Below are 21,477 nucleotides of genomic sequence, written 5' to 3'. Positions count from 1 at the left end.
CGGCCGCCGTTGTGCACCGGCACAGTGCGGGCCGCGACCGGTGGTCGCGGAGCATGCGCGGTGGCACGATGAGGCCCCCTGCATTGTGCCGGAGGTGGCGGGCGATGACGGTGAGCCGCGCGGACGCCGCGGGCCGTACGGAAACCGCGGGCCGGACAGAGGCCGCGGGCCGTACGGAAACCGCGGGCCGGACGGAGGCCGACCGGGCGATCCTGCGCAAGGCGGTGCTGCGGCTGACCGACCGGCTGCCCGACCTCGCCGACCGGCTCGCCGCCGAGATCCTGTCCGGCGACGACGGCGACCGCTCCGACCAGCTGCGTGGCGACCTCGGCGAGGTCTGCCGGGTCGGCCTCGGGCACGGTTTCGAGGCGATCCTCGACCCCGGCCGCGGCCGCGCCGACCTGGACTGGGCGCGCCGGCTCGGCCGGCGCCGCGCCCAGCAGGGCCAGCCCCTCGACCAGCTGCTGCGCTCCTACCGGCTCGCCGGACGGGTGTTCTGGGAGGCCGTCGTCGAGGTGGTCGGGCGGCACGACCCCGGCAACGTGCCCGCGCTCGTCCGGCAGGCGACCCGCACCTGGGACACGATCGACGAGCAGTCCGGCGCCGCCGCCGCGGCCTACCACCAGACCGAGCTGTCGCTGGCGCGGCGCAGCGAGGAGCGCGTCCAGGCGATCGTGGACGCGCTGCTCGACGGGCAGGGCGCGGACGGCGGGCTGCTCGCGACCGCCGCGTCCGTCCTCGGGCTGCCGGCGGCGGGCCGCTACGCGGTGGTGATGCTGGGCGCCGAGCGCGGGTTCGCGGACGGGTTCGACGGCGAGTTCGCCGCCGGCCGGGACCGCCGCCCCGGCGACATCGGCGGGATGCGGTTCATCTGGCGGCTGCGCGCGGACGCGCAGGTCGCGCTGGTCGCGCTCGGCACCGCGGAGCTGGACGACCTCGTCGACGCCGTCCGCCCCTACGCCCGCTCCCACGCGGGCGTCAGCCCCGTCGTGCCGAGCCTCGCCGAGCTGGGCGGCGCGCGGTGGCTTGCCGAGCTGGCGCTGCGGACCTGCCGCGGCCCCGGCGCGCAGATCGCGCGCCTCGACCGGCGGCTGCCCGACGCGCTGGTGCTGTCGCAGCCGCGGCTCGCCGGCCGGCTCGGCGAGGTCGCGCTCGGCGGCCTCACCGGCGTCGACCCCGCGTTCCGGGACGTGCTGCTCGCGACCCTCACCGCCTGGCTGGACTGCGACGGGTCCGCCGCCCGCGCCGCCGACCGGCTGTTCTGCCACCGCAACACCGTCCTCAACCGGCTCCGCAAGATCGAGCAGCTCACCGGCCGGACCCTCGCGCACCCCCGCGACCTGGTCGAGGTCGCGCTCGCGCTCAGCGCCGTCCGCCTGCACGGCCCCGTCCGGCCGCCGGCCGCCGGGGCTACCGGGTGACGACGGCGCGGACCAGCCGGAAGTAGTCGAAGGGGCGGAGCGCGTCGGTGCGGCGCCACGCCTCGGGCGGGACGGCCCGCTCCACGCTGACGTTCTCGACGACGTCCAGGCCGTGGTCCTTGAGCAGCGCGTTCACCTCGTCCGGTGCGAACCGCGACCGGGACGGCTCGCCCGCGTCCCGGGTGACCTGCGCGGCGATCTCGGCGTAGGCGTCGCCTTCGGCGTCGCGCAGGCCGGGCGGCAGCGCGTAGTCCATGACGAGCTCGGTGCCCGGCGCGAGGCCGCCGATCTCCGCGAGCGTGGCGGCGATGGCGTCGCCGGTGAGGAAGTAGCTGACGCCGAGCCAGCTCACCAGCGCCGGGCGCGCGGTGTCGAACCCGGCTTCGGCGAGGTGCCGGACCGCCCCATCCCCCTCCTCGAAATCGACCGGAACGAGCGCGGTCCGCTCGGGCACGGCAATTCCCGCGGCGTCCAGCAGACCCTTTTTCCACTCCTGGGTCGCCGGATGGTCGACCTCGAAAACGCGCTTTTCCGCCGGTGCGCGGAACGCATAGGTGTCAAGGCCCGCGCCGAGGACCGCGTACTGATCGAAAGCGGCCGCACGCGCCTCGGCGTACCGGCTCCGGACGGCGGTGATGGTGCGGGTGCCCGCGAGGATGATGTGCCCGCCGTTGCTCCGGTGATAGCCGATCATCTCGTCCGCGAGGCCGCCGAGCAGCCGCAGTGCCAGCGGGTCGGTGAACAGGAGGGGACGGGCGTCGACCAGCGGGTGCGCGGCCCGCCCCGCCGCCGCCGACAGTGCGGTGCGGCTGGGCCGTCCTTCGTTCATTCGGCTGCCTTCCTTTCCGGCTCCGCGGGCGCGGAACTCCGAGGAAAGGCAGCCTATTCGGCGATGGCGCCAGCATAGCAGCGCGAAATAAATTCCCCATATACGCCGCATCAAGATCAGGCCGCATTGTTTCCGGTGCGCCCCGCGGCGGGTTAACGCGGAGCTAACCCGGCGTTGTCATCCGGCTGATGCGGCGGCGGCTAACTTGGCGTCGGACGAAGACGGACTGCCTTAGGGGGAGGGCATGGGACTCACCGGAGGCGGATTCATCGCGCTGCTCTTCCTGGTGGTGGTCGTCCTGTTCGCGTTCACCGTGTGGTGGTGGCCGCGCGGGGCGCGCCCGGGACCGGGCACCCTCGCCGCCAGGATCGGCCTGCTCGTCGGCACCCAGGCCGTCACGCTGCTCGCCGTGCTCGTCGCGGTCAACGCGCACTTCGAGTTCTACTCGGGGTGGGACGACCTGTTCGCCACCAACGCCGCACCCGCCAAGATCAAGCACGTGATGGCCAAGGCCGGCGGGCCGGTGAAGCAGATCGACACCGCGACGATCAAGCGGCTCGGCAGCGCCGCCGCCAAGCGCGACCCGGCCGTGTCCGGGGCTACGGAGGAGTACCGCTTCCAGGGCCAGGCGACGGGCCTGAGCGCCGAGACGTTCGTCCTGCTCCCGCCGCAGTACTACCAGGCCGCCTACGCCAAGACGAAGTTCCCCGTGGTCATCGTGCTGACCGGCTACCCCGGGCACCCCACCGCGCTGCTGCACACCATGCACTTCCCCGAGCTCGTCCGGCAGGGCGAGCGGGCCGGCGTGCCGCCCGCGATCTACGTGCTGATGCGCCCGACGGAGGCGCCGCCCCGCGACACCGAGTGCGCCGACGTCCCCGGCGGGCCGCAGGTCGAGAGCTTCTTCGCCACCGACGTCCCGCTCGCGATGGCCGCGCACTACCGCGTCGCCGTCGGCCGCGCCGGCTGGGGCATCATGGGCGACTCCACCGGCGGGTTCTGCGCCACCAAGATCGCGATGAAGCACCCCGACCGGTACTCCGCGGCCGCGTCGCTGTCCGGCTACTTCTCCACGATCCAGGACCTCACCACCGGCAAGCTGTTCGACGGCAACAAGAACCTGGCGAACGAGAGCAACCTGCTGTGGCGCGAGAAGCACCTGCCCGCGCCGCCGATCTCGCTGCTCGTCGCGTCCTGCCGGGTCGGCGAGAAGACCTTCCCCGAGAACGAGCGGTTCCTCGCCGCGATCCGTCCGCCGATGAAGGCCGACAGCCTGTTCCTGCCGTCCGGCGGGCACAACTACCGCACGTTCCGCCGGATGGTCCCGGCCACGCTCCGCTGGTTCGGCGTCCGCCTCAAGGCCGAGTAGGGCCCGCGCGGACGGGGGCGCCGGTCAGGCGCCCTCGTCGGACGCCGGATCCGACGCCGGCAGCAGCAGCGTGAAGATCGGCGGGGACGGGCGGCGCAGCACCAGCCGCCCGCCCTCCGCCTCCGCCAGCGCGCGCGCCAGCGCCAGCCCGATCCCGTGCCCGCCGTCCCGGCCGCCCTCGCCCTCACCGCCCGAATGCCGCCGCGCGAAGATGTCCTCCGCCTCGGTGACGCCCGGCCCCTCGTCCGACACGTCGATCGCCAGGCCGCCGCCGATGTCGCTCGCCTCCACCGTGACCCGCCCCGCGCCGTGCGCCTGCGCGTTGTCCAGCAGCACTCCGAGGATCTGCCGCACCGCCGACGCCGACGCGTGCACCTCCGGCAGCGGACCCCGCGCCGCCACCTCCAGCGGCCGCCCGGCCGACGGCCGCCGCCGCAGCTCCTCCAGCATCCCCGGGACGTCCAGCCGCTCCCGGTTCGGCCCCGCGTCCCGCGCCAGGCTCAGCAGGTCGTCGATGATGTCGCGCAGATGCTCCCCGCGCCGCACCGCCGTCCGCACCGCCGCCCCGAGGTCGGCGCCCGGCCGCTCCAGCGCCGACTCCAGCCCCAGCAGCAGCCCCGTCAGCGGCGTCCGCAGCTGGTGCGACACGTCCGCGCTGAACGCCCGCTCCCGGTCCAGCATCGACCCGAGCCGCCGCGCCGTCACCTCCAGCGCCCGGCCCGCCTCGTCCGCCTCCAGCACCCCCGACGACTGCGCCCGGACGGTGAAGTCGCCGTCCCCGAGCGCCTGCGCCGCCAGCGTCAGCCGCTCCAGCGGGCGCGCCAGCCGCCGCGACTGGTACCGCGCCACGAACGCCGCCAGCCCGATGATCAGCAGCGCGAACGCCGCCATCACCCACCACGCCCGCTCGATCCGCCGCGTGACGACCCGCTCCGGCATGCTCACCCGCGCCGCCGACGTCACCCCCTCGTCGGAGGGGATCGGCGCCGTCACCACCAGCCGGCCGTGCTCGTCGCGCTGGTGCAGCCGGCCGTCCGCGGCCTGCGCCGCCGCCCGCGAGTACGGCGGGCCCTCCCCGGTCAGCCGGTTCCCGGCGATCCCGTAGATCCCCACCCGGAGCCGCTCGTTCAGCCCCTCCGGCAGCCTGATCGGACGCGGATGCCGCGCCTCGTCGTCCGGCGCCGTCGCCGCGACCCGCGTCGCGTCCCGCTCCAGCTTCGTCTGCGCCTCGCTGCGGTACAGCCGCTGCACGGCCACCGCCAGCGGGACGATCAGCAGCAGCACCGCCACCGCGGTGATCCCCGCGATGGTGACCAGCAGCCTGCGCCGCAGCGGCGCCGTCCTCGGAACCGCGTCCACACTCGCCTCCCGCCCGGAGAATAGCCGCCCCGCAGGCCCGCCGGACCCGCCCCGCGGGCGCGCCGCGCCAAGGTAAGCGGCCCCCTAACCCACCGCAGAGTCGCCGCTGACGCGCCCGGGGCTAGGTTGCGTCGTGACGCCGGCGTCGAGAGGGGGAGGCACGATCATGCGCAGGCTGCTCATCGGCGTACTGATCGTCACGGCGCTGGCCGGTGTCGGGCTCGGCCACGCGGTCCACGTCCACCGGGACTGCGCGGGCGAGCCCGGCTCGCGGCTCGGCAAGGTCGTCGACGCCGTCACCGACGCGGTCTCCGACACCACCCGCGGCTCGTTCTGCCCGTCCCGCCGCCCCGGCGTCCGGACGGCCGGTATCCCGGCCCGCACGTGACCGCCCCCGTCCGTAACATCGGGACCATGGCCGGACCCTACGTGCTCGTCGTCGAGGACGACGAGGCCATCGGCAGCGAGCTCGCCGAGGCCCTCGCCGCGCACGGCTACGAGGCCGACTGGACCGCCACCGGCGGCGAAGCCCTCGACAGCGCCGCCCGCCGCGCCCCCGACCTCATCCTGCTGGACCTCGGGCTCCCCGACATCGAGGGCGTCACCCTCTGCCGGCGGCTGCGCACCGTGCTGCGCGACGCGGTGATCGTCGTGCTCACCGCCCGCACCCAGGAGTTCGAGGTCGTCGTCGCGCTCGACGCCGGCGCCGACGACTACCTCACCAAGCCGTTCCGGCTCACCGAGCTGATGGCCCGGCTCCGCGCCCACCTGCGCCGCAGCAGCGCCGGACGCTCCGACGAGCGGTTCGTCACCGCCGGCCGCCTCACCCTCGACCTCGCCGCCCGCCGCGCCAGCTACGCCGGCACCGAGATCGCGCTGCGCCCCAAGGAGTTCGACCTGCTCGCCCGCCTGGTGTCCAGCGCCGGCGAGGTCGTCACCCGCGAGGACCTCATCGACCAGGTCTGGGACACCAACTGGTTCGGCCCCACCAAGACCCTCGACGTGCACATCTCCGCGCTGCGCCGCAAGCTCGCCCAGCAGGGCGCCGACCCCGGCAGCATCACCACCCTGCGGGGCCGCGGCTACCGCTACGAGCGCGACTGACGGCCGCCGCCAGCGCCCTGCCAGCGATCTGCCAGGACCCCCGCCCACCCTGGGGCCCATGATCCTCATCGCCGGAGCCGGCCCGGCCGGCCTCACCCTCGCCATCGACCTCGCCCGCCGCGGCGTCCCGCACCGCCTCGTCGACCCCGGCCACCCGTCCGGCTCGCGCGGCAAGGGACTCCAGCCCCGCACCCTCGAAGTCCTCGACGACCTCGGCGTCATCGACGCGATCCTTACCGCCGGCGCCCCCTACCCGCCGCTGCGCGCCTACGCCGGCACCGACGTCGTCTGGGAGGGCCGCATGCACGAACCCGTCCCGCCGACGCCCGACGTCCCGTACCCGAACGTCCTGATGGTGCCGCAATGGCGGACCGAGCAGATCCTCCGCGACCGCCTCACCGCCCTCGGCGGCCGCGTCGACCCCGTCGGCCTCGCCTCCTTCACGCAGTCCGACGACGGCGTCAGCGCCGTCCTGACCGACGGCACCACCGTCCGCGCCGACTACCTCGTCGGCTGCGACGGCGGCCGCAGCACCGTCCGCAAGACCCTCGGCGTCCCCTTCCTCGGCGAGACCCGCGACGAGGAACGCATGCTCATCGGCGACGTCCAGACCCCCGACCTCGACCGCGACCACTGGCACATGTGGGCCGACCTGCAGACCCGCACGCCCGGCGTCGGCCTGTGCCCGCTGCCCGGCACGTCCGACTTCCAGTTCACCGCGCCCCTCGCCCCCGGCGACGACCCCGACCTCACCCTCGCCACCTACCGGAAGCACCTCGCCGCCGGCACCGGCCGCGACGACATCCGCCTCACCGGCCTCGGCTGGGCGTCGGTCTACCGCGTCAACATCCGCATGGCCGAACGGTTCCGGGTCGGCCGCGTGTTCCTCGCCGGCGACGCCGCCCACGTCCACTCGCCCGCCGGCGGCCAGGGCCTCAACACCGGCGTTCAGGACGCCTACAACCTCGGCTGGAAGCTCGCCGCCGGCTCCCCGTCACTCCTCGACACCTACGAGGAGGAACGCCTCCCCGTCGCCGCCGGCGTCCTCGGCATCAGCACCGCCCTCTACCAGAAGGCCACCGAAGGCCAGGCCGACGCCCACAAGCGCGGCGAGGAGACCCAGCAGCTCCTCCTCGCCTACCCCGACAGCCCGCTCTCGTCCGGCCCCTCGGGCGGCACCCGCGCCCCCGACGCCCCCCTCGCCGACGGCACCACCCTCTTCGACGCCTTCCGCGGCCCCCACTTCACCCTGCTCGCCTTCAACACCCCCGCCCCCACCTGCGGCCTGACCGTCCGCACCGTCGAGATCACCGCCAACCCCGCCGCGGAGGCCGCCTACGGCATCACCGCCCCGGCCCTCGTCCTCGTCCGCCCCGACGGCTACCGAGCCCACACCGGCGACCCCACCTCCACCCGCACCTACCTAACCCGCCTCAACCTCCTCTGAGGCCTCGGGAACGCCGACTAGAGCGTGGACGGGCGACGAAGGCGCCGCCCACGAAGCCAGAGAAAGCCAAGCCCACCGAGCAGAACCACAGCCAGTCCCACGACGGCGACGTAAATGACGGGGGAGGGGCCGCTGGCCGACTTGCGGGCTTCATTCGCCGGGGCGGCATTCACTTTGTGGGCCGCCCCCTGCAACTGGTCGAACCTGTCGTAGACGGGGTTGGGGGCGTCGGCCGGCACCGGGTACTTGGCGGGGTCCATGGCGCGGGCGATGCGAATGGCCCCGTATCCGGTGGCCTTGTCAGGGACGGGTTTGTTGATCGGCAGCGCCGTGGCAAGAAGCCGCTGAACGACCGTCCGCCCGGACATGCTCGGGTTGTGCGCCCGGACCAACGCCACCGCCCCCGAAACCAACGCCGCCGATGCGCTGGTCCCCTCGGCACCGGTGAAGACCTTGTCGTTTCTCCCGACGAACACCGACCCGGACGCGGGGGCCGCGACGGCGACGTAGGGCTGGCGCTGAGTCTTCTCCCAGGGGCGCAGGTCGGAGTTGATGCCGCCCACGGCGACCACACCGGGGCACGATCCAGGGGCTTCGGGGGAATTGATCGTCGAACCGTTGTTGCCCGCACTGGCAACGACCACGACGTCGTGCTCGATCGCGTACGCGATGGTGTCGAGGAGCTTCTTCGGGCACTGGTGGGGAATGCTGACCGATCCGGCGCCGATCGACATGTTGACGACTTTGGCGCCCTTGTCGACGGCGAAACGGATCCCGTTGGTGACGGCGTCCGTGACGTCCATGTCGGATCGCCACACGTCATCGACCATCACGCTCACCGGAAGGATCTTGGCCTCCGGGGCGATCCCGACGTAGCCGCTGTTCCCGCCGCCCCGGCCCGCGATCATGACTGCCATCGAAGTGCCGTGGCCGTCCAGCTTCGTGTCCAGGTCCTTACGGCCGTCGGTGTTGGCGCCGGCCGTGTCGGTGCCCTTGAGCACGTTGCCGGACAGTTCCGGGATGCGTGCGTCGACGCCCGTGTCGAGAAGGGCGACCGTGGCGCCCGCCCCCTTCGACAACGGCCAGACCGAGTGCTGGACATCCCAGGCGGAGAACCACCACTCGTCCTTACGCGGCTGGAGTCCCGCCAAGGCGGGCGATGCGGTGGTCACGAGCAGCATCGCCGTCACTCCCACGACGCCTGCACGGTGAAGAGCCCGCACGCGGTTCGTGTGATGGGCTGATCGCCTTGCCTGGTGTTCAGTCTCCTCGCTCATCGGCTGCTTGCCGGATCCCTAGAGAGGAGAAGGGCGGCGTGGACGGCGGGCCCGGAGCCAAAGGAAGACGAGACCGCCGGCTAGGAGCACAGCCAGCCCTGCGACGGCGGCGTAGATGACGGGGGAGGGGCCGCTGGTCGACTTGCGGGCTTCAGTCGCCGGGGCGGCATTTACTTTGTGAGCCGCCCCCCGCAATTGGTCGAACCTGTTGTAGACGGGGTTGGGGGCATTGGCTGGGACGGGGTACTTTGCGGTGTCCATGGCGTGGGCGATGCGGATGGCCCCGTATCCAGTTGCCTGGTCAGGGATGGGCTTGTTAACGGGGAGCGCCGTGGCGAGGAGCCGCTGGACCACCGTCCGCGCGGACATGTTCGGGTTATGTGCACGGATTAACGCCACCGCCCCAGAAACCAACGCCGCCGCCCCGCTGGTCCCCTCCGCATCCGCGTAGACCTTGTCGTCTCGGCCGACGACCACCGAACCGGTTGCGGGGGCCGCGACGGCGACGTAGGGCTGCCGCTGGGTACGTTCCCAGGTACGAAGGTTGGAATCGATCCCGCCGACCGCGACGACCCCCGGGCAGGACCCGGGGGCCTCCGGCGAGTTTATGGTTTTTCCGTCGTTTCCAGAGCTGGAAACGAGGACGACGTCATGGTCGATGGCATATGCCGTGGTGTCGAGCAGTTTTTTTGGGCATTGATGCGGAATCTCGGCCGATCCACCTCCGAAGGAGAGGTTGATCACCTTGGCGCCGCGGTCGACGGCGAAGCGGATCCCGTTGGCGACGGCGTCCGTGGGGTCTATATCGGACCCCACGACGTTCTTGGTCATCACGTTCACGGGAAGGATCTTGGCCTCCGGGGCGATCCCGACGTAGCCGCTGTTCCCGCCGCCCTGGCCTGCGATCATGACGGCCATCGAAGTGCCGTGGCCGTCTTCGTAGGCGTCCAGGTCCTTGCGGCCGTCGGTCTTGCCGCCGGCCGTGTCCGCCCCCTTGAGAACGGCACCGGACAGTTCGGGGATACGCGCGTCCACTCCGGTGTCCAAGAGTGCGACGGTGGTGCCTGCGCCCCTCGACAGCGGCCACACGGCCTTCTGGACGTTCCAGGCGGAGAACCACCACTCATCATTCCGCGGCCGAAGTTCCGCGGAGGCGGGCGGCGCGGTGACCAGGACCAGAGCCGCCGCCGCCAGGGCGGCGACGGCGCGGTAACAAGCCGTCACCTGCGGTCCCATGTGAATCTGTCGTGGCTCCGGAATCGTCCGCTCTTCACGATGTCCGGCCCCCGCCTTCGACCGGCCGCTTGGGTGCAGCGCCGAGAACGCCTGGGGCCACCTCAACATCGTCGTTCCACAGGTCCGGGTCCTCCTCCGCCCAGGATTGGCGGTGACGCTCTCGGTCCCCCTGCCCGGAACCGGCGGCGCCGGTCATCGGGCCCATCGCCATGGGCCCCGAACGCGCAGCGGCCGCCTCTTCGAGGGCCCCCGCCTGCCCGGGGCCGGCGGGCCCGATTCGGCCTCGGCCGATCACACCGTTGCGGATACGCCCACCCTCGTCCGCGCCGCTTCCGTTCAGGCCGCCGATGCCGGCTGAGCCATTGTTCTTGGAACCAAACCCACCGTTGGGCAAACCTATAGCGGCACCGCCGGGAAGGCCGACGCTCCCAGGGCGGCCACCGAAAGGCGTCCCGCCTGGCAGCGGAGGCGCCAAGCCCGAACCGGGTGGTAGGGACCCGGAACCCGGCAAGGCTGGAGGGGAGGACGGCGCGTCGGGGGCGACGGGGAAGGCTGGGCTTCCATTGCCCGGGCCGGTCGTCCCACGAGGGGGCACGCCTGAGAGATCTGTGCCCTGATTCGCGTGATGACCGCCGTCCGGCGAGATCGGGGTGAGGCTGCCCGGCTGACCGGGATGATGTTGCCCTGGCGGCGCCGTGGGGTCGAGGGGGCCAGCAGGGCCACCGGGGCCCAGGCCACCCGCGCTCGGGGCGGGGACTAGGGACCCGGGAGAGCCGCTTCCTCCCGATCCGCCGGTGGAGTGGCCAGGGCCGCCGGGAACGCCGGATCCACCTGGCCCCCCAACGCCGCCTGGGACACCCGGTCCGCCTGGTCCACCTGGCGGGGTTGTGCCGATGAGACCACCGTGTTCGATGTTGCTCGTCTTGAACGGCGTCGAGATGCTCGGTGGGATCGCGCTCCACGTCTCGGTGATGCGCTCGTTCGCGCCCTGCATCCAGGCCCGTGCCTCAGCGTCGTCCTTCGGCTGCGGCATGCTGATCCGGTACCAGGCCAGATACTCGGAGCCGTGGCGCTCCACGGCTGTACCGAAGTCCCGGGCCGCGGCACTGATCGTGTGACTCGACGCCCAGAGGTCCCGCATCTGTTCCTGGGCGGCGGAAGCATCCGTTCCGGTCCAGGCATCGTTCAGGTCGTGGCCGGCTTGAGCGAGCTTCGAGGTGATCCGCTCGTAGGCTTTGGCGAGCCTGAGGTAGGCCTGCCCGGCACTCGTGACCGCGTCGGGGTCACTGGACTTCAGATAGCGGACGATGCTCGCCAGGTCGTATTGGCTCGGCGACCCGGCCGGAGCGCCGTAGCGCATCGGGTATGTGTACTCGTTCGTCATCTGGACCTCCGTTATTCCAACGACCCGGGGCCGGGACGCGGTGAGCCGGAGGCAGGGGTCGAGGGCGTGGTCGGAGCGGCGTCGAGTTGCCTTGTGATGGTCCTGACGCGTCGTTCGAGTTCGGCTTCGACGTCGTCGTATGACTGTGCGGTGCGGCGGAGCAACTTGATGGTGTTCAACGCCTCGGTGAGAAAGGCACTGTGCTGGTCGGTCAGGACCGCGCGCCCTCTTGTGATGCTGGGAACGAGCGCCTGCGCGGCGTCCCAGGTGCCGTAAGCCTTGAGGTCCGTTCCGGCCGCGTGCTGGAGGTCGTTGGTGGCGTCGAGGAGTTCTTCCAGGTCGGATTCGAGGCGTTTGGCTATGGCTCGGAGGCGGGCGCGGTCGACGCGGAGTGCGCCGGTCTGGTTGAGGCCGGGCCAGTTGCCGTAGGCCCCGGGCGGGACCGACCTCGGATCCACAGGCGGCATGTCTCGTTTCCCCCTTCGGCTCCCGTCCCCCCGGACACGGGACGACTCTGGCATATGGCTTGACCGGGTGTCAGGGATCGGGAAATTCGGAGGGGCTGCGTGATCTTATTCGGGCATCCGGATCTTGGACGCGGCGGTCAGGGCCGGGCGGCGAGGCGCAGGCCGAGGCCGATGAAGAGGGAGCCGGTCGCGACGTCGAGGCGGCGGCGGGCGGTGCGGCGGCGGCCGAGCCATTCGCCTATCCGGCCGGCGAGGACGCCGACGGTGCCGTCCACGAGGAATTCGAGGGCGATGAGGATGGTGCCGAGGAAGGCGAACTGGAGCCAGACACGGCCCATTTCCGGATCGATGAACTGGGGGAGGAACGCGATGGTGAAGGTGACCATTTTCGGGTTCAGCAGGTTGGTCGCCAGGCCGTTGAAGTAGGCGCGGCGGTTCGAGGGCGGGGCGGTGGGGGCGTCGTCGGGGTCGTTGCGGTGGCGGATCGTCTGGACGCCCAGGAACACGAGGTAGGCGGCGCCGATGAGCCGGACGGTCGTGAACGCGATCGGGACGGCGGCGAACAGCGCGGTGAGGCCCGCGGCGGCGACGGCGACGTGGACGGCCTCGCTGGTCGCGACGCCGGCGGTGGCGAGGAGTCCGGCGCGGGGGCCGCCGCGCATGCCGCAGCCGAGGACGAAGAGCATGTCCGGGCCGGGGACGATCATCGCGATGAGCGAGGTCAGCAGGAAGGCGGTGAGCAGGTGCTGGTCGAGGGGCATGGCGGGATCGTGCCACGCAGGTCGTGCGGGGTGCATGCGATATTCCGGGGCGGCGCCGCGAATAGGATCGGTCCGTAACTCGTCCCCGTCGGAACGGATCAGGCCAGCATATGACTGATGACTCGCCGCGTTCGGCGCCGGACGCGTTCCGCGAGCTGCGGGCCGGGTTCGGGATCGACGGCAGGCGCATCGACCGGATCGGGCGGCTGCTCACGGGCGGCGGGTTCCTCACGGTCGAGGAGGCGGTGGCGCGGACGGGTACGTCGCGGCGGACGGTCGAGGCGGTGTTCCGGGCGCTCGAACCGCATCTGGAGGCGGACGGGGACGGGCGGCGGATCGCGAAGCGGCATGCCGGCGAGTACGACTTCGGTGGGCCGGTGGAGATCGCGGATCCGTGGGCGGAGCGGGTCCGCCGCGATCCCGCGTCGATCGAGGTGATGGACGCGCTGGTCGGTGCGGCGCCACCGCCCGTGCAGGCGCTGGACCATGTGCCCGCGACGGCGGAGACGGTGCTGAAGCGGGCGCGGTTCATGCTGGACGGGTTCGATCTGCGCGGCGCGCACGTGCTGTGCGTCGGTGATCATGACCTGACGTCGCTCGGCCTGTTCGTCGCGGGTGGTGCGGAGGGTCTGCGGGTGAGCGTGGCCGACATCGACGAGCGGCTGCTGGAGTTCATCGACGGGGAGGCGTCGCGGCGGGGGTGGGACGTCCGCTGCCATGCCGCGGACCTGCGGCTGGGCCTTCCGGCGGCGCTGCGCGAGTCGTGCCAGGTGGTGTTCACCGATCCGCCGTACACGCCGGACGGCGTAGCGCTGTTCGTCGCGCGGGGGCTGGAGGGGCTCGGTGATCACCGCAACGGGCGGGTGCTGCTCGCGTACGGGTACGGGGAGCAGCAGCCGGCGCTGGGGCTCGCCGTCCAGAAGGCGCTGAATCCGCTGCATCTGGCTTATGAGGCGATGCTGCCGGGCTTCAATCGTTATGTCGGCGCGCAGGCGATCGGGAGCGCGGCCGCGCTGTACGTGCTGCGTCCGACGAAGCGGACCGCGGGGGCCGTCCGCGCCGCCGCCGACGACCCGCGTACCGCGATGTACACGCACGGCGCGCAGTCGGTGGAGGCGGGCACCGGCGCCCTGGACGAGGCGGCGGCCGCGCGCGTCATCGAGCTCGCCGGGGCGGAGAAGCCGCTGCTGGTCGGGGACGGCTGGCCCGCGAAGGCCGGGAACCGCCGCGTGCCGCTGCGCGAGTTCATCGCGGCCCCGCTCCCGCGCAACCTCCAGGGCCACGGCACGGTGCTGGTCAACCTGTATCCGGGGTTCGGGGCGTCGGCCGTCCGGGCGCTGCTGGCCGCGAACGCGCCCCGCGTCGGCCTCGTCTGCCGCAACGACCTGCCATTCCTGCGGGACGCCGAAGGTCAGCGGGAGTTCCGCCGGCTCGTCGGCCCCGGATACCGGGTCGAGCGGATGCTGCGCAGTACCCCGTCGTCCGGCATGGCGCTCGTCTTGGCGGAACGGAACGAACAGCCTGAGGACGCAACCGAGCGCGTCCTCGGGTACATCTACGCGCGCGCACACGGCAAGGTCGGCAACGCGTGGCGCGAGGGCCTCATCGCGCTGCGGAAGTCGGACGGCCGGACGCTCACCAAGGCCGAGAGCCGCGGGGCCATCGCATCGGTCGCCGACCGTCCCGGCCTGCTGGAACGGTCGCCGATCGACCTGCCGGCGCACCTGCTGGCCGTCCTCGAAGAGCAGGTCAGGCGGTCCGTCGAGGCCCTTCCGGACTGACCGGATCAGGCGCGGGTGCGGGTCGTCCCGCCGTTGACGTGCAGGATCTGGCCGACGAGGGCGGGCAGCCGGTCGTCGGCCAGGAACGCGATGGCCGCCGCGATCTCCTCCGGCACGGCGATCCGGCCGAGCGGCACCCGCGCCGCGTAGCGGGCGCGGACCTCCTCGCCGGTCACGCCCGCGGCCGCCGCGTCCACCTCCAGCCGCCGCGTGTCGATCAGGCTCGGCGCGATCGCGTTGACGGCGATGCCGAGCGGCGCCAGCTCGCGGCCGAGCGACTTGGCGAGCGCGATGATCCCCGCCTTGGACGCCGAGTGCGCCGTCGCGTCCGGCCGCCCGGTCACCCCCCATTCGGAGGACACCAGGACCATCCGGCCGCCGCCGCGCTCCACCATCCCCGGCATGACGGCCTGCGCGCACGCGAACGTCCCGCCGAGGTTGACGTCGACGATCCGCCACCAGTCGTCGAGGTCGTGCTCGGCGAACGGGGACAGTGTCGAGTACGCGGCGTTCGCGACGAGGATCCCGATGTGGTCGCCGGTGCGGCGTTCGACGTGCTCGACCATCTCGCGGACGGCGCCGGGGTCGGACACGTCGGCGGGCGCGGCGATCCCGTCCAGCTCCGCGGCGAGCTCGCCGACGGGCCGGTCCGGACGGTCGTTGAGCGCGACGAGGTGCCCGCACGACGCCAGCCGCCGCGCGACCGCCGCGCCGAGGCCGCCGCCGGCGCCTGTGATCAGCGCGAGCGCCATCAGATCACCGCCCCGGCGTTGGGCGACAGGACCTCGCCGGCGCAGAACGTCCCGTCCTCCACCAGGTAGGCGGCGGCGAGCGCGATCTCCTCCGCGGTCGCGAGCCGTCCCGTCGGCAGGGCCTGGACGAACGCGGGCCGGCGCCACGGCGAGTCGGGCGGCAGCAGCGGCGTGTCGGTCGGCCCCGGGGCGACCGCGTTCACCCGCACCCCGGCCGGCGCGAGCTCCGCCGCCAGCGACCGGACGAGCCCGATCACCGCGCCCTTCGCCGCCGCGTAGTGCGCCTCCGCGTCGCCGCCCGCCAGCGCGAGGTCGGACGCGACGCCGATCACGGCGCCGTGCCCGCGCTCCGCCATGCCCGGCGTCACCGCCCGGCACACGTTCACCAGCCCGCCGAGGTGCACCCGCAGCATCCGGATCCAGTCCTCCCAGGCGATGTCGGACACCGGGACGAGCGCGTAGTGCCCCGCCGCGCACAGCGCCGCCTCGATCGGGCCCATCTCCCGCTCGATCCGGCGGACGACGGCGGTGACCTGGACGGGGTCGGCGACGTCCACCCCGACCGAGTAGGCGGCGTCCGGGGCCGGGCGCAGGTCGAGCGCGGCCGTCGTCCAGCCGCGTCCCGCCAGCTCGCGCACCATCGCGCCGCCGATCCCGCCGGCCGCCCCGGTCACGAGCGCGACTCGTTCGCGCATGCGCACTCCCCATCTCCCCGAACACCCAGGCAAACCCGGCATTAGCGCAGGTGGCAAGGGTCATGGCCGTTTCTTGGCCAAATGCACTGCCGGACGCGGGGCTTCCCGGGGCCCGCGCCGAAACGCGGAGCCCGCCCCGCCCGCCCCGCCGGGGCGGGGTGAGAAGGTGACGGTGTGACCAGCGATCCCGCGATGCCGCGCCTCACCGTCCGGCACCTCCTGGAGGTCCCGCGCTTCCGGCTGCGGCTGGTCGCGGGCGCCGACGGGCTGGACCGGCCGATCCGCTCGGCGCACTCGACCGAACTGCTCGACCCGGCCCCCTACCTGCGCGGGCACGAGGTCGTCCTGACGGTCGGGGCGTCGCTGCGCGACCCGGACGCGTGCGCCGCGTTCGCCGCGGCGGTCAAGGCGGGCCGCGGCGGCGCGATCGCCTACGGGGTCGGCGACGTCTGCGAGACCGTCCCGGAGGCGCTGCGCCGGCACTGCGACCGGCTGGGGCTGCCGCTGGTCGAGGTCCCGGCCGGGGTCGCGTTCGTCGGCTTCACCGAGTGGTTCGCCGAGCGCCTCGCCTCGACCCGCGAGGAGTGGGACGAGCGGGAGGAGACCGGCCGGCTGCTGCGCGACGTCCAGCAGGGCCTGCTGCCCCCGGAGGCGCTGCGCCCGCAGGTCGAGGAGGCGGGGCTCGACCCGGACATGCTGGTCGCGGTCGCGATGCCGGCCGCCGAGGCCCCGGACGGCGCCGACGCCCCCGGCGTCCTCGGCCTGGACGACGACGTCGCGCTCGTGATCACCGGGGACGAGTACGCCGGGACGGACGTGGCCGGCATCGGCACCCCCGGCCCGCTCGGGTCGCTGCCGCGCTCGCTGGCGGAGGCGCGCGCCGCGCTGGAGGCCGCGCGCCGCACCGGCGGCGTCGTGCACGCCGCGGGCCTCGCCACGTTCCGGGCCCTGCTCGGCCGGCTCGAACCGCACCACCTCGCCCCGTTCGCCGAGCAGATCGCCCGCCCGCTCGCCGACTACGACGAGGCGCACGGCGGCCGGCTCGTCGAGACGCTGCGCGCCTTCGTCGACCGGGGCGGCGCGGTCGGTCCCACGGCCCGGGCGCTGTCGCTGCACCCGAGCACGCTGCGGCACCGGCTGTCGCGGATCGAGGCGCTGACGGGCCGCGACCCCCTCGATTTCGAGGACCGCGCCGCCCTGGCCATCGCCGTCTGGACCGCCCGCTGACGCTCGTCAGGGGGCGAGGGCCAGGCGGGCCTCGTTCGCGGCCGCCTCGTCCTCCGGCAGGGTCCACTGCTCCAGGACGGAGCGGCGGGCGGCGTTGCGCGCCTCGACCGGCGGCCGCGCCACCGCCCCGGCCAGCTCCAGCGCCTCCTCCAGCGCCCGGCCGGGCTCGACCAGCCGGTTGATGAGGCCGTAGGAGAGGGCCTCGTCCGCGGGGACGCGGCGGGCGGTCAGCAGGATGTCGAGCGCCCGTCCCTGGCCGACGAGCCGGGGGAGGCGCACGGTCGCCGCGTCCAGGCAGGGCAGGCCCTGCGCCAGGTTGAGCGTGCCGAACTCGGCGGTCGTGGAGGCGACGCGCAGGTCGGCCCAGAGCGCGAGCTCGAACCCGCCGCCGAAGCAGTAGCCCTCGATGGCGGCGACCACCGGCTTGGCCGGAGGCGTGCGGGTGACCTGCATGGGCGGCGGGCCGTCCGCGGTCGGGACGGGGAACTCGCCCGCGGCCATGGCCTTGAGGTCGTTGCCGGCGCAGAAGGTGCCGCCGGCGCCGGTGAGGACGATGGCGCGGACCTCGTCGTCGCGTTCGGCGGCTGCGACGGCCTCGGCGAGCGCCTCGGCCATGGGGCCGTCGACGGCGTTGCGGCGGCCGGGACGGTCGAGGGTGATCAGGTGGATGTCGCCGTGGCGTCCGGTGCGGATCATGCCGCGGATACTAGATAGATCGATCTAGCGAGTGCAAGGGCTAGGCTTCCGCCATGGGTTCCGACACGCGGGCGCGCCTGCTCGAGGCCGCGGCGCAGCTGTTCCGGGAGCAGGGGTACGCGGCGACCGGGCTGAAGCAGATCACGGCGGAGGCGGGAGCGCCGTGGGGGTCGCTCTACCACTTCTTCCCGCGCGGCAAGGAACAGCTGGGCATCGAGACGGTCGAGCATTCCGGCGGGCGCTACCTGCGCCTTTTCGACCTGGTGTACGAGCGGGCCGGAGCCTCGGACGAGGCCGTCCGGGACATGTTCCGGCTGAGCGCCGAAGCCCTGGAGAAGTCGGGATGGGCCGACGGCTGCCCGATCGCCACCGTCGCGCTGGAGGCGGCCACCACCAGCGAACCGCTGCGCCACGCGTGCGCCGACGTGTTCGCCGGCTGGCGCGCCGCGACGGCACGGCGGTTCGCCGCCGAAGGGCTCGAATCGCCGGACGACCTGGCGACCTACGTGTTCGCCGCGTTCGAGGGAGCCCTCATCCTGAGCCGCACCGGCCACGACACCGGCCCGTTGCGGGTGACCGCCGACATCGTCGCCCGGACGATCCGCCAGCGTTGATCACCGCGGTCCGACGGCCCGCAAGGTCCGGTCGAACACCGTCGTGACCAGCAGGATCAGCGACGCGACGGTGAGGATCGCGGCGAGCCGGTGGAGTCCCGCGTCGGTGGCACGGGCGCCGTAGGCGAAACCGATCAGGCTCGCCGACGCGATCGCGCCGAGGTACATGAAGGTGCGCAGCAGCCCCGCGGCGGCGCCCGTCTGCTCGGCGGGGGCCTGGGCGTACATGGCGGCCTGGTTGGTGACGATGTTGAGGCCGTTCTGCACGCCGAACACGACACTGACCGCCGACAGCGCCCACAGCGGCGTCACGTGGTCGAGCAGCAAGAGGGTGCCGCAGCCGACGGTGAGCGCCGCCGTCCCGGCGACCAGGGCCGGCCAGACCCGGCGCCGCGCCGCGAACGCCGAGACCGCGGTGGCCACCGCGAACGACGGCAGCATCAGCAGCCCGGACTCGGACGCCGACCGTCCGGTGCCCTGCTCCAGCCACATCGTCCAGCCGTAGACGAAGCAGTAGGTCACCAGCATCGTGACCCCGTACCGGACATAAGTGCTGGTCAGGGTGCGGTTGTGCGCCAGCATCCGCAGATCGATGAACGGCGCGTCGACCCGGAGCTCCCAGGCGGTGAGCGCGCCGAGCAGAGCCACCGCCACAACGAGCAGCCACCAGCGAGGATCAGCGAGCCTCATCAGGAACACCAGCAACGCCGTGAGCGCCGCGGTGAACAGCAGGACGCCGCACGGATCGAGAGCCCGCCGCAACGAGACACCGGCGTCGCGCGGCTCGTCCTTGGGCAGCCAGGCCAGCGCGGCCGCCGCACCGGCGACCGCCAGCGGGACGTTCACCAGGAACGTCGTCCGCCAGCCGCCCGTGGCGATCAGCAGCCCGCCGAGCGGCGGCCCGACCGCCATGCTGACCTGCCCGGCGATCGCCAGCGCGCTGAGGACCCCGCCGGGGGCGTCGGTCCCCAGCCGCTGCGCCCGCCGGCGCACCATCGCCATCGCCGCCGGATACGCCGCCGAAGTGCCCAGCCCGATGACCACCCGGGCCGCGACCAGGGCGGGCAGCGACCAGCCGAGAAAACCCAGCGGCCCGCCGGCGCCGACCAGCACCGTGCCGGCGAGGTACACGCGGCGGGCACCGAGACGGTCCGCGAGCCGTCCCATGGTCGGCTGCCCGACGGCGGTGGCCAGGTACAGCGCCGACACGAGCCAGGTCGTCCGATCGGTCCCGGCACCGAACGCGTGCCCGATCGCCACCAGCGCCACCGCGATGATCGACGAGTTGATCGGATTCAGCACCGACCCCAGCGACACCGCCGCGACGAACCGCGCCCCGAACCCCGGCACCGGCTCACGCCGCGTCCGCGGTGCGGTGACCTGCGCACTGCCCATGACGTTCTCCCACACGACCGATCCGCCTGATGCGTCCAAGGTGCTCCCGTAAGCGCCCGCGTTGAAGGTGGCGACGTTCCTGGCAGTGACACGGCCACCCACACGGAACCGGCCGCTGGCACACTGAACCCGTGCCCTCCAACAGCGCGCTCGGCGACTACCTGCGCGCGCGCCGCGCCCGGCTGAACCCCACCGACGTGGGCCTGCCCACCGGCCCCGGACTGCGCCGCACCCCCGGCCTGCGGCGCGAGGAGATCGCCGCGCTGGCCGGCGTGAGCATCGACTACTACATCCGCCTTGAGCAGGGAAAAGAGACCAACCCCGGACCCGCCGTCCTCGACGCGCTCGCCCGCGCGCTACGGCTGGACGCCGAGGAGCAGGACCACCTGCTCGCACTCGCCAACCAGGCCGCCGGACGCGTCCCGCCGTCCCCCGTCCCGGATCCGCCCGTCGTCCGGACCGGGGTGCTCCGCCTCCTGGAGCGGCTCCGCCCCTGCCCCGCCTACGTGCTCAGCCGGACCAGCGACATGCTCGCCGCCAACCCCGAGGGCCTCGCCCTGTTCGCGGGCATGGACGAATGGCCGCCCGAGCGGCGCAACACCATCCGCTACGTGTTCCTGCACCCCGCCGCACACGACGTCCTTGACGACTGGGACAAGGCCGCCGCCACCAGCGCCGCCCAGCTCCGCAGCCTCACCGCCACCGACCCCCACGACCCGGCCCTCACCGCGCTGATCGACGAGCTCACCGCCGCGAGCCCCGAGTTCGCACGGATCTGGCAGCGCCACGACGTCCAGGCCCGCCGCGGCGACCGCAAGACCTTCCACCACCCCCGCGTCGGCACCCTCACCCTCGACTTCGAGGTCCTCCACCTGGACGCCGACCGCCAGCGCATCTCCGTCTACCAGGCCGACCCCGGTACCCCCGACCACGACACGATGATCCTCCTCTCCCTAACCACCACCCCCGCCTGAAAGAGGCCGTCACCGCGCGAATGGTCGATCCTTGCTCCGCATTTCGTGCGCGGGCCCAGCCGCCCGCAGGACGACGTCCAGGACGCGCTCAACGTCCGAGGCATAGGCGTTGCTGAACCAGGCCTCATTACTCTCAACAACGGCGAACCGATCACTGCCCGCAATGATCCCCACGTCGACCACCACAGCACTCGGCAGCCTGCCCGCCAGATGGTCCACCACCTCAGCACCAAAGCCCAACGCGGCATGCATCGGCGGCAGCGGCGCGCTGTCCAGCGTCCCGAAAACGGCGTAGCGGCTAGCGGCACGCACCTCGCCGTCCAGAATGTGGAGCCGATACTCCTCAGCGAACACGACCGGCTCAGCGGACAGCACCAGAAACCCGTCAGGCAGATGCGACGGCAGACTCAAGCCGTCCGGACGTACCTTGGCCGGAAACGCCTTCCCACTGGCCGGCTTGACGAAGCGCGGCTCGGCATGCCGCCGAGCCTCTTCCAGAGTGATCAGCTCGACGCGCCTACCGGTGAAGTAATCAGGCAGCGCCACAAGGAGATCGAGAGGCGGGTCCAACAAAACCACGTCCAACACGGACGCCACCGCCTCGGCGAAACGCTCCCCGCCATACAGGTGAGCGCGCCCTTTCAGTTCAGCCGGGATCGGATGCCCCGACAACGTGCGCACGTCCATCC

The 21,477-nt window shown here is 73.0% G+C and carries 21 protein-coding genes; 10 read left to right on the top strand and 11 right to left on the bottom strand.

Annotated elements, in window-relative coordinates; translation table 11 throughout:
• Window positions 1-104 precede the first annotated feature (104 nt).
• A complete protein-coding gene (locus J4709_RS03250) occupies window positions 105-1,421 on the top strand; it encodes a PucR family transcriptional regulator (RefSeq protein WP_208236682.1) in 1,317 nt (438 codons plus the stop codon).
• On the opposite strand, the gene J4709_RS03245 is transcribed toward J4709_RS03250, so the two are convergent.
• Window positions 1,411-2,250, bottom strand: a complete 840-nt coding sequence (locus J4709_RS03245; RefSeq protein ID WP_208236681.1) for a class I SAM-dependent methyltransferase — start codon at window positions 2,248-2,250, stop codon at window positions 1,411-1,413. The genes J4709_RS03250 and J4709_RS03245 overlap by 11 nt on opposite strands.
• Before the next feature lie 244 nt (window positions 2,251-2,494).
• On the opposite strand from J4709_RS03245, the gene J4709_RS03240 reads away from it, so the two are divergent.
• Window positions 2,495-3,619 carry an alpha/beta hydrolase gene (locus tag J4709_RS03240; RefSeq protein ID WP_208236679.1) on the top strand — a complete coding sequence of 375 codons (1,125 nt, stop codon included), beginning with the start codon at window positions 2,495-2,497 and terminating at the stop codon, window positions 3,617-3,619.
• A 24-nt stretch (window positions 3,620-3,643) separates the two neighbouring features.
• Here the strand turns inward: J4709_RS03240 and J4709_RS03235 are convergent, their stop codons facing one another.
• Entirely contained in the window at window positions 3,644-4,978 is a 1,335-nt protein-coding gene (locus J4709_RS03235) for a sensor histidine kinase (RefSeq protein ID WP_208236677.1), read from the bottom strand.
• A 166-nt stretch (window positions 4,979-5,144) separates the two neighbouring features.
• Between J4709_RS03235 and J4709_RS03230 the strand changes: the two genes are divergently transcribed.
• Genes J4709_RS03230 through J4709_RS03220 form a run of 3 tightly spaced genes read left to right on the top strand, consistent with a single transcriptional unit; the run spans window position 5,145 to window position 7,529 of the window.
• A complete protein-coding gene (locus tag J4709_RS03230) occupies window positions 5,145-5,366 on the top strand; it encodes a hypothetical protein (protein ID WP_208236676.1) in 222 nt (73 codons plus the stop codon).
• Window positions 5,367-5,392: 26 nt separating this feature from the next.
• Complete coding sequence (locus tag J4709_RS03225; protein WP_173098975.1) at window positions 5,393-6,082, top strand: response regulator transcription factor; 690 nt, start codon at window positions 5,393-5,395, stop codon at window positions 6,080-6,082.
• A 58-nt stretch (window positions 6,083-6,140) separates the two neighbouring features.
• Window positions 6,141-7,529 carry an FAD-dependent monooxygenase gene (locus J4709_RS03220; protein ID WP_208236674.1) on the top strand — a complete coding sequence of 463 codons (1,389 nt, stop codon included), beginning with the start codon at window positions 6,141-6,143 and terminating at the stop codon, window positions 7,527-7,529.
• Window positions 7,530-7,546: 17 nt separating this feature from the next.
• Here the strand turns inward: J4709_RS03220 and J4709_RS03215 are convergent, their stop codons facing one another.
• Together J4709_RS03215 and J4709_RS03210 are read right to left on the bottom strand one after the other, a co-directional pair.
• Window positions 7,547-8,710 (bottom strand): S8 family serine peptidase, encoded by a 1,164-nt coding sequence (locus J4709_RS03215; protein ID WP_208236672.1) that lies wholly within the window; start codon window positions 8,708-8,710, stop codon window positions 7,547-7,549.
• A gap of 114 nt (window positions 8,711-8,824) precedes the next feature.
• A complete protein-coding gene (locus J4709_RS03210) occupies window positions 8,825-10,042 on the bottom strand; it encodes a S8 family serine peptidase (protein WP_208236670.1) in 1,218 nt (405 codons plus the stop codon).
• Window positions 10,043-10,965: 923 nt separating this feature from the next.
• Between J4709_RS03210 and J4709_RS03205 the strand changes: the two genes are divergently transcribed.
• Window positions 10,966-11,160 (top strand): hypothetical protein, encoded by a 195-nt coding sequence (locus J4709_RS03205; protein WP_208236668.1) that lies wholly within the window; start codon window positions 10,966-10,968, stop codon window positions 11,158-11,160.
• Window positions 11,161-11,437: 277 nt separating this feature from the next.
• On the opposite strand, the gene J4709_RS03200 is transcribed toward J4709_RS03205, so the two are convergent.
• Together J4709_RS03200 and J4709_RS03195 are read right to left on the bottom strand one after the other, a co-directional pair.
• Entirely contained in the window at window positions 11,438-11,893 is a 456-nt protein-coding gene (locus tag J4709_RS03200; protein ID WP_208236666.1) for a hypothetical protein, read from the bottom strand.
• A 137-nt stretch (window positions 11,894-12,030) separates the two neighbouring features.
• Window positions 12,031-12,654, bottom strand: coding sequence for a LysE family translocator (locus tag J4709_RS03195; RefSeq protein ID WP_208236664.1), 624 nt, complete (start codon window positions 12,652-12,654; stop codon window positions 12,031-12,033).
• Between the two features lie 110 nt (window positions 12,655-12,764).
• On the opposite strand from J4709_RS03195, the gene J4709_RS03190 reads away from it, so the two are divergent.
• Window positions 12,765-14,435, top strand: coding sequence for a bis-aminopropyl spermidine synthase family protein (locus J4709_RS03190; RefSeq protein WP_208236662.1), 1,671 nt, complete (start codon window positions 12,765-12,767; stop codon window positions 14,433-14,435).
• A 5-nt stretch (window positions 14,436-14,440) separates the two neighbouring features.
• Here the strand turns inward: J4709_RS03190 and J4709_RS03185 are convergent, their stop codons facing one another.
• On the bottom strand, window positions 14,441-15,187 hold the full coding sequence (locus J4709_RS03185; protein WP_208236660.1) for an SDR family NAD(P)-dependent oxidoreductase: 747 nt from the start codon (window positions 15,185-15,187) through the stop codon (window positions 14,441-14,443).
• On the bottom strand, window positions 15,187-15,882 hold the full coding sequence (locus J4709_RS03180; RefSeq protein ID WP_208236658.1) for an SDR family NAD(P)-dependent oxidoreductase: 696 nt from the start codon (window positions 15,880-15,882) through the stop codon (window positions 15,187-15,189). Before J4709_RS03180 ends, J4709_RS03185 begins: the two co-directional genes overlap by 1 nt.
• 174 nt (window positions 15,883-16,056) lie before the next feature.
• On the opposite strand from J4709_RS03180, the gene J4709_RS03175 reads away from it, so the two are divergent.
• Window positions 16,057-17,109: a PucR family transcriptional regulator gene (locus J4709_RS03175; RefSeq protein ID WP_208236656.1), complete on the top strand. Its 1,053-nt coding sequence runs from the start codon at window positions 16,057-16,059 to the stop codon at window positions 17,107-17,109.
• A gap of 6 nt (window positions 17,110-17,115) precedes the next feature.
• Here J4709_RS03175 and J4709_RS03170 read toward each other — a convergent pair whose 3' ends face one another.
• Complete coding sequence (locus J4709_RS03170) at window positions 17,116-17,805, bottom strand: enoyl-CoA hydratase-related protein (RefSeq protein ID WP_208236654.1); 690 nt, start codon at window positions 17,803-17,805, stop codon at window positions 17,116-17,118.
• A 53-nt stretch (window positions 17,806-17,858) separates the two neighbouring features.
• Between J4709_RS03170 and J4709_RS03165 the strand changes: the two genes are divergently transcribed.
• Window positions 17,859-18,419, top strand: a complete 561-nt coding sequence (locus J4709_RS03165; RefSeq protein ID WP_208236652.1) for a TetR/AcrR family transcriptional regulator — start codon at window positions 17,859-17,861, stop codon at window positions 18,417-18,419.
• Here J4709_RS03165 and J4709_RS03160 read toward each other — a convergent pair whose 3' ends face one another.
• Complete coding sequence (locus tag J4709_RS03160) at window positions 18,420-19,814, bottom strand: MFS transporter (protein ID WP_208236650.1); 1,395 nt, start codon at window positions 19,812-19,814, stop codon at window positions 18,420-18,422.
• A gap of 131 nt (window positions 19,815-19,945) precedes the next feature.
• On the opposite strand from J4709_RS03160, the gene J4709_RS03155 reads away from it, so the two are divergent.
• The gene (locus J4709_RS03155) at window positions 19,946-20,788 is read left to right on the top strand and encodes a helix-turn-helix transcriptional regulator (protein ID WP_208236648.1); all 843 of its coding nucleotides are present in this window, start codon (window positions 19,946-19,948) and stop codon (window positions 20,786-20,788) included.
• Window positions 20,789-20,797: 9 nt separating this feature from the next.
• Here the strand turns inward: J4709_RS03155 and J4709_RS03150 are convergent, their stop codons facing one another.
• Entirely contained in the window at window positions 20,798-21,475 is a 678-nt protein-coding gene (locus tag J4709_RS03150) for an ATP-grasp domain-containing protein (protein WP_208236645.1), read from the bottom strand.
• Window positions 21,476-21,477: the final 2 nt, after the last annotated feature.

It is taken from the genome of Actinomadura violacea (assembly GCF_017573465.1).
Taxonomy (GTDB): domain Bacteria; phylum Actinomycetota; class Actinomycetes; order Streptosporangiales; family Streptosporangiaceae; genus Spirillospora; species Spirillospora violacea.
The sequence above is the reverse complement of the archived record's forward strand: the minus strand, read 5'-3'. Positions and strand labels throughout refer to the sequence as shown.

Excerpts from the sequence above, each read along its gene's own strand:
- J4709_RS03200 (WP_208236666.1), bottom strand. The coding sequence starts at position 11,893 with ATGCCGCCTGTGGATCCGAGGTCGGTCCCGCCCGGGGCCTACGGCAAC.
- J4709_RS03160 (WP_208236650.1), bottom strand. The coding sequence starts at position 19,814 with ATGGGCAGTGCGCAGGTCACCGCACCGCGGACGCGGCGTGAGCCGGTG.
- J4709_RS03220 (WP_208236674.1), top strand. The coding sequence starts at position 6,141 with ATGATCCTCATCGCCGGAGCCGGCCCGGCCGGCCTCACCCTCGCCATC.
- J4709_RS03245 (WP_208236681.1), bottom strand. The coding sequence starts at position 2,250 with ATGAACGAAGGACGGCCCAGCCGCACCGCACTGTCGGCGGCGGCGGGG.
- J4709_RS03215 (WP_208236672.1), bottom strand. The coding sequence starts at position 8,710 with ATGCTGCTCGTGACCACCGCATCGCCCGCCTTGGCGGGACTCCAGCCG.
- J4709_RS03165 (WP_208236652.1), top strand. The coding sequence starts at position 17,859 with ATGGGTTCCGACACGCGGGCGCGCCTGCTCGAGGCCGCGGCGCAGCTG.
- J4709_RS03195 (WP_208236664.1), bottom strand. The coding sequence starts at position 12,654 with ATGCCCCTCGACCAGCACCTGCTCACCGCCTTCCTGCTGACCTCGCTC.
- J4709_RS03190 (WP_208236662.1), top strand. The coding sequence starts at position 12,765 with ATGACTGATGACTCGCCGCGTTCGGCGCCGGACGCGTTCCGCGAGCTG.
- J4709_RS03240 (WP_208236679.1), top strand. The coding sequence starts at position 2,495 with ATGGGACTCACCGGAGGCGGATTCATCGCGCTGCTCTTCCTGGTGGTG.
- J4709_RS03210 (WP_208236670.1), bottom strand. The coding sequence starts at position 10,042 with ATGGGACCGCAGGTGACGGCTTGTTACCGCGCCGTCGCCGCCCTGGCG.
- J4709_RS03250 (WP_208236682.1), top strand. The coding sequence starts at position 105 with ATGACGGTGAGCCGCGCGGACGCCGCGGGCCGTACGGAAACCGCGGGC.
- J4709_RS03225 (WP_173098975.1), top strand. The coding sequence starts at position 5,393 with ATGGCCGGACCCTACGTGCTCGTCGTCGAGGACGACGAGGCCATCGGC.
- J4709_RS03230 (WP_208236676.1), top strand. The coding sequence starts at position 5,145 with ATGCGCAGGCTGCTCATCGGCGTACTGATCGTCACGGCGCTGGCCGGT.
- J4709_RS03185 (WP_208236660.1), bottom strand. The coding sequence starts at position 15,187 with ATGGCGCTCGCGCTGATCACAGGCGCCGGCGGCGGCCTCGGCGCGGCG.
- J4709_RS03170 (WP_208236654.1), bottom strand. The coding sequence starts at position 17,805 with ATGATCCGCACCGGACGCCACGGCGACATCCACCTGATCACCCTCGAC.
- J4709_RS03180 (WP_208236658.1), bottom strand. The coding sequence starts at position 15,882 with ATGCGCGAACGAGTCGCGCTCGTGACCGGGGCGGCCGGCGGGATCGGC.
- J4709_RS03150 (WP_208236645.1), bottom strand. The coding sequence starts at position 21,475 with ATGGACGTGCGCACGTTGTCGGGGCATCCGATCCCGGCTGAACTGAAA.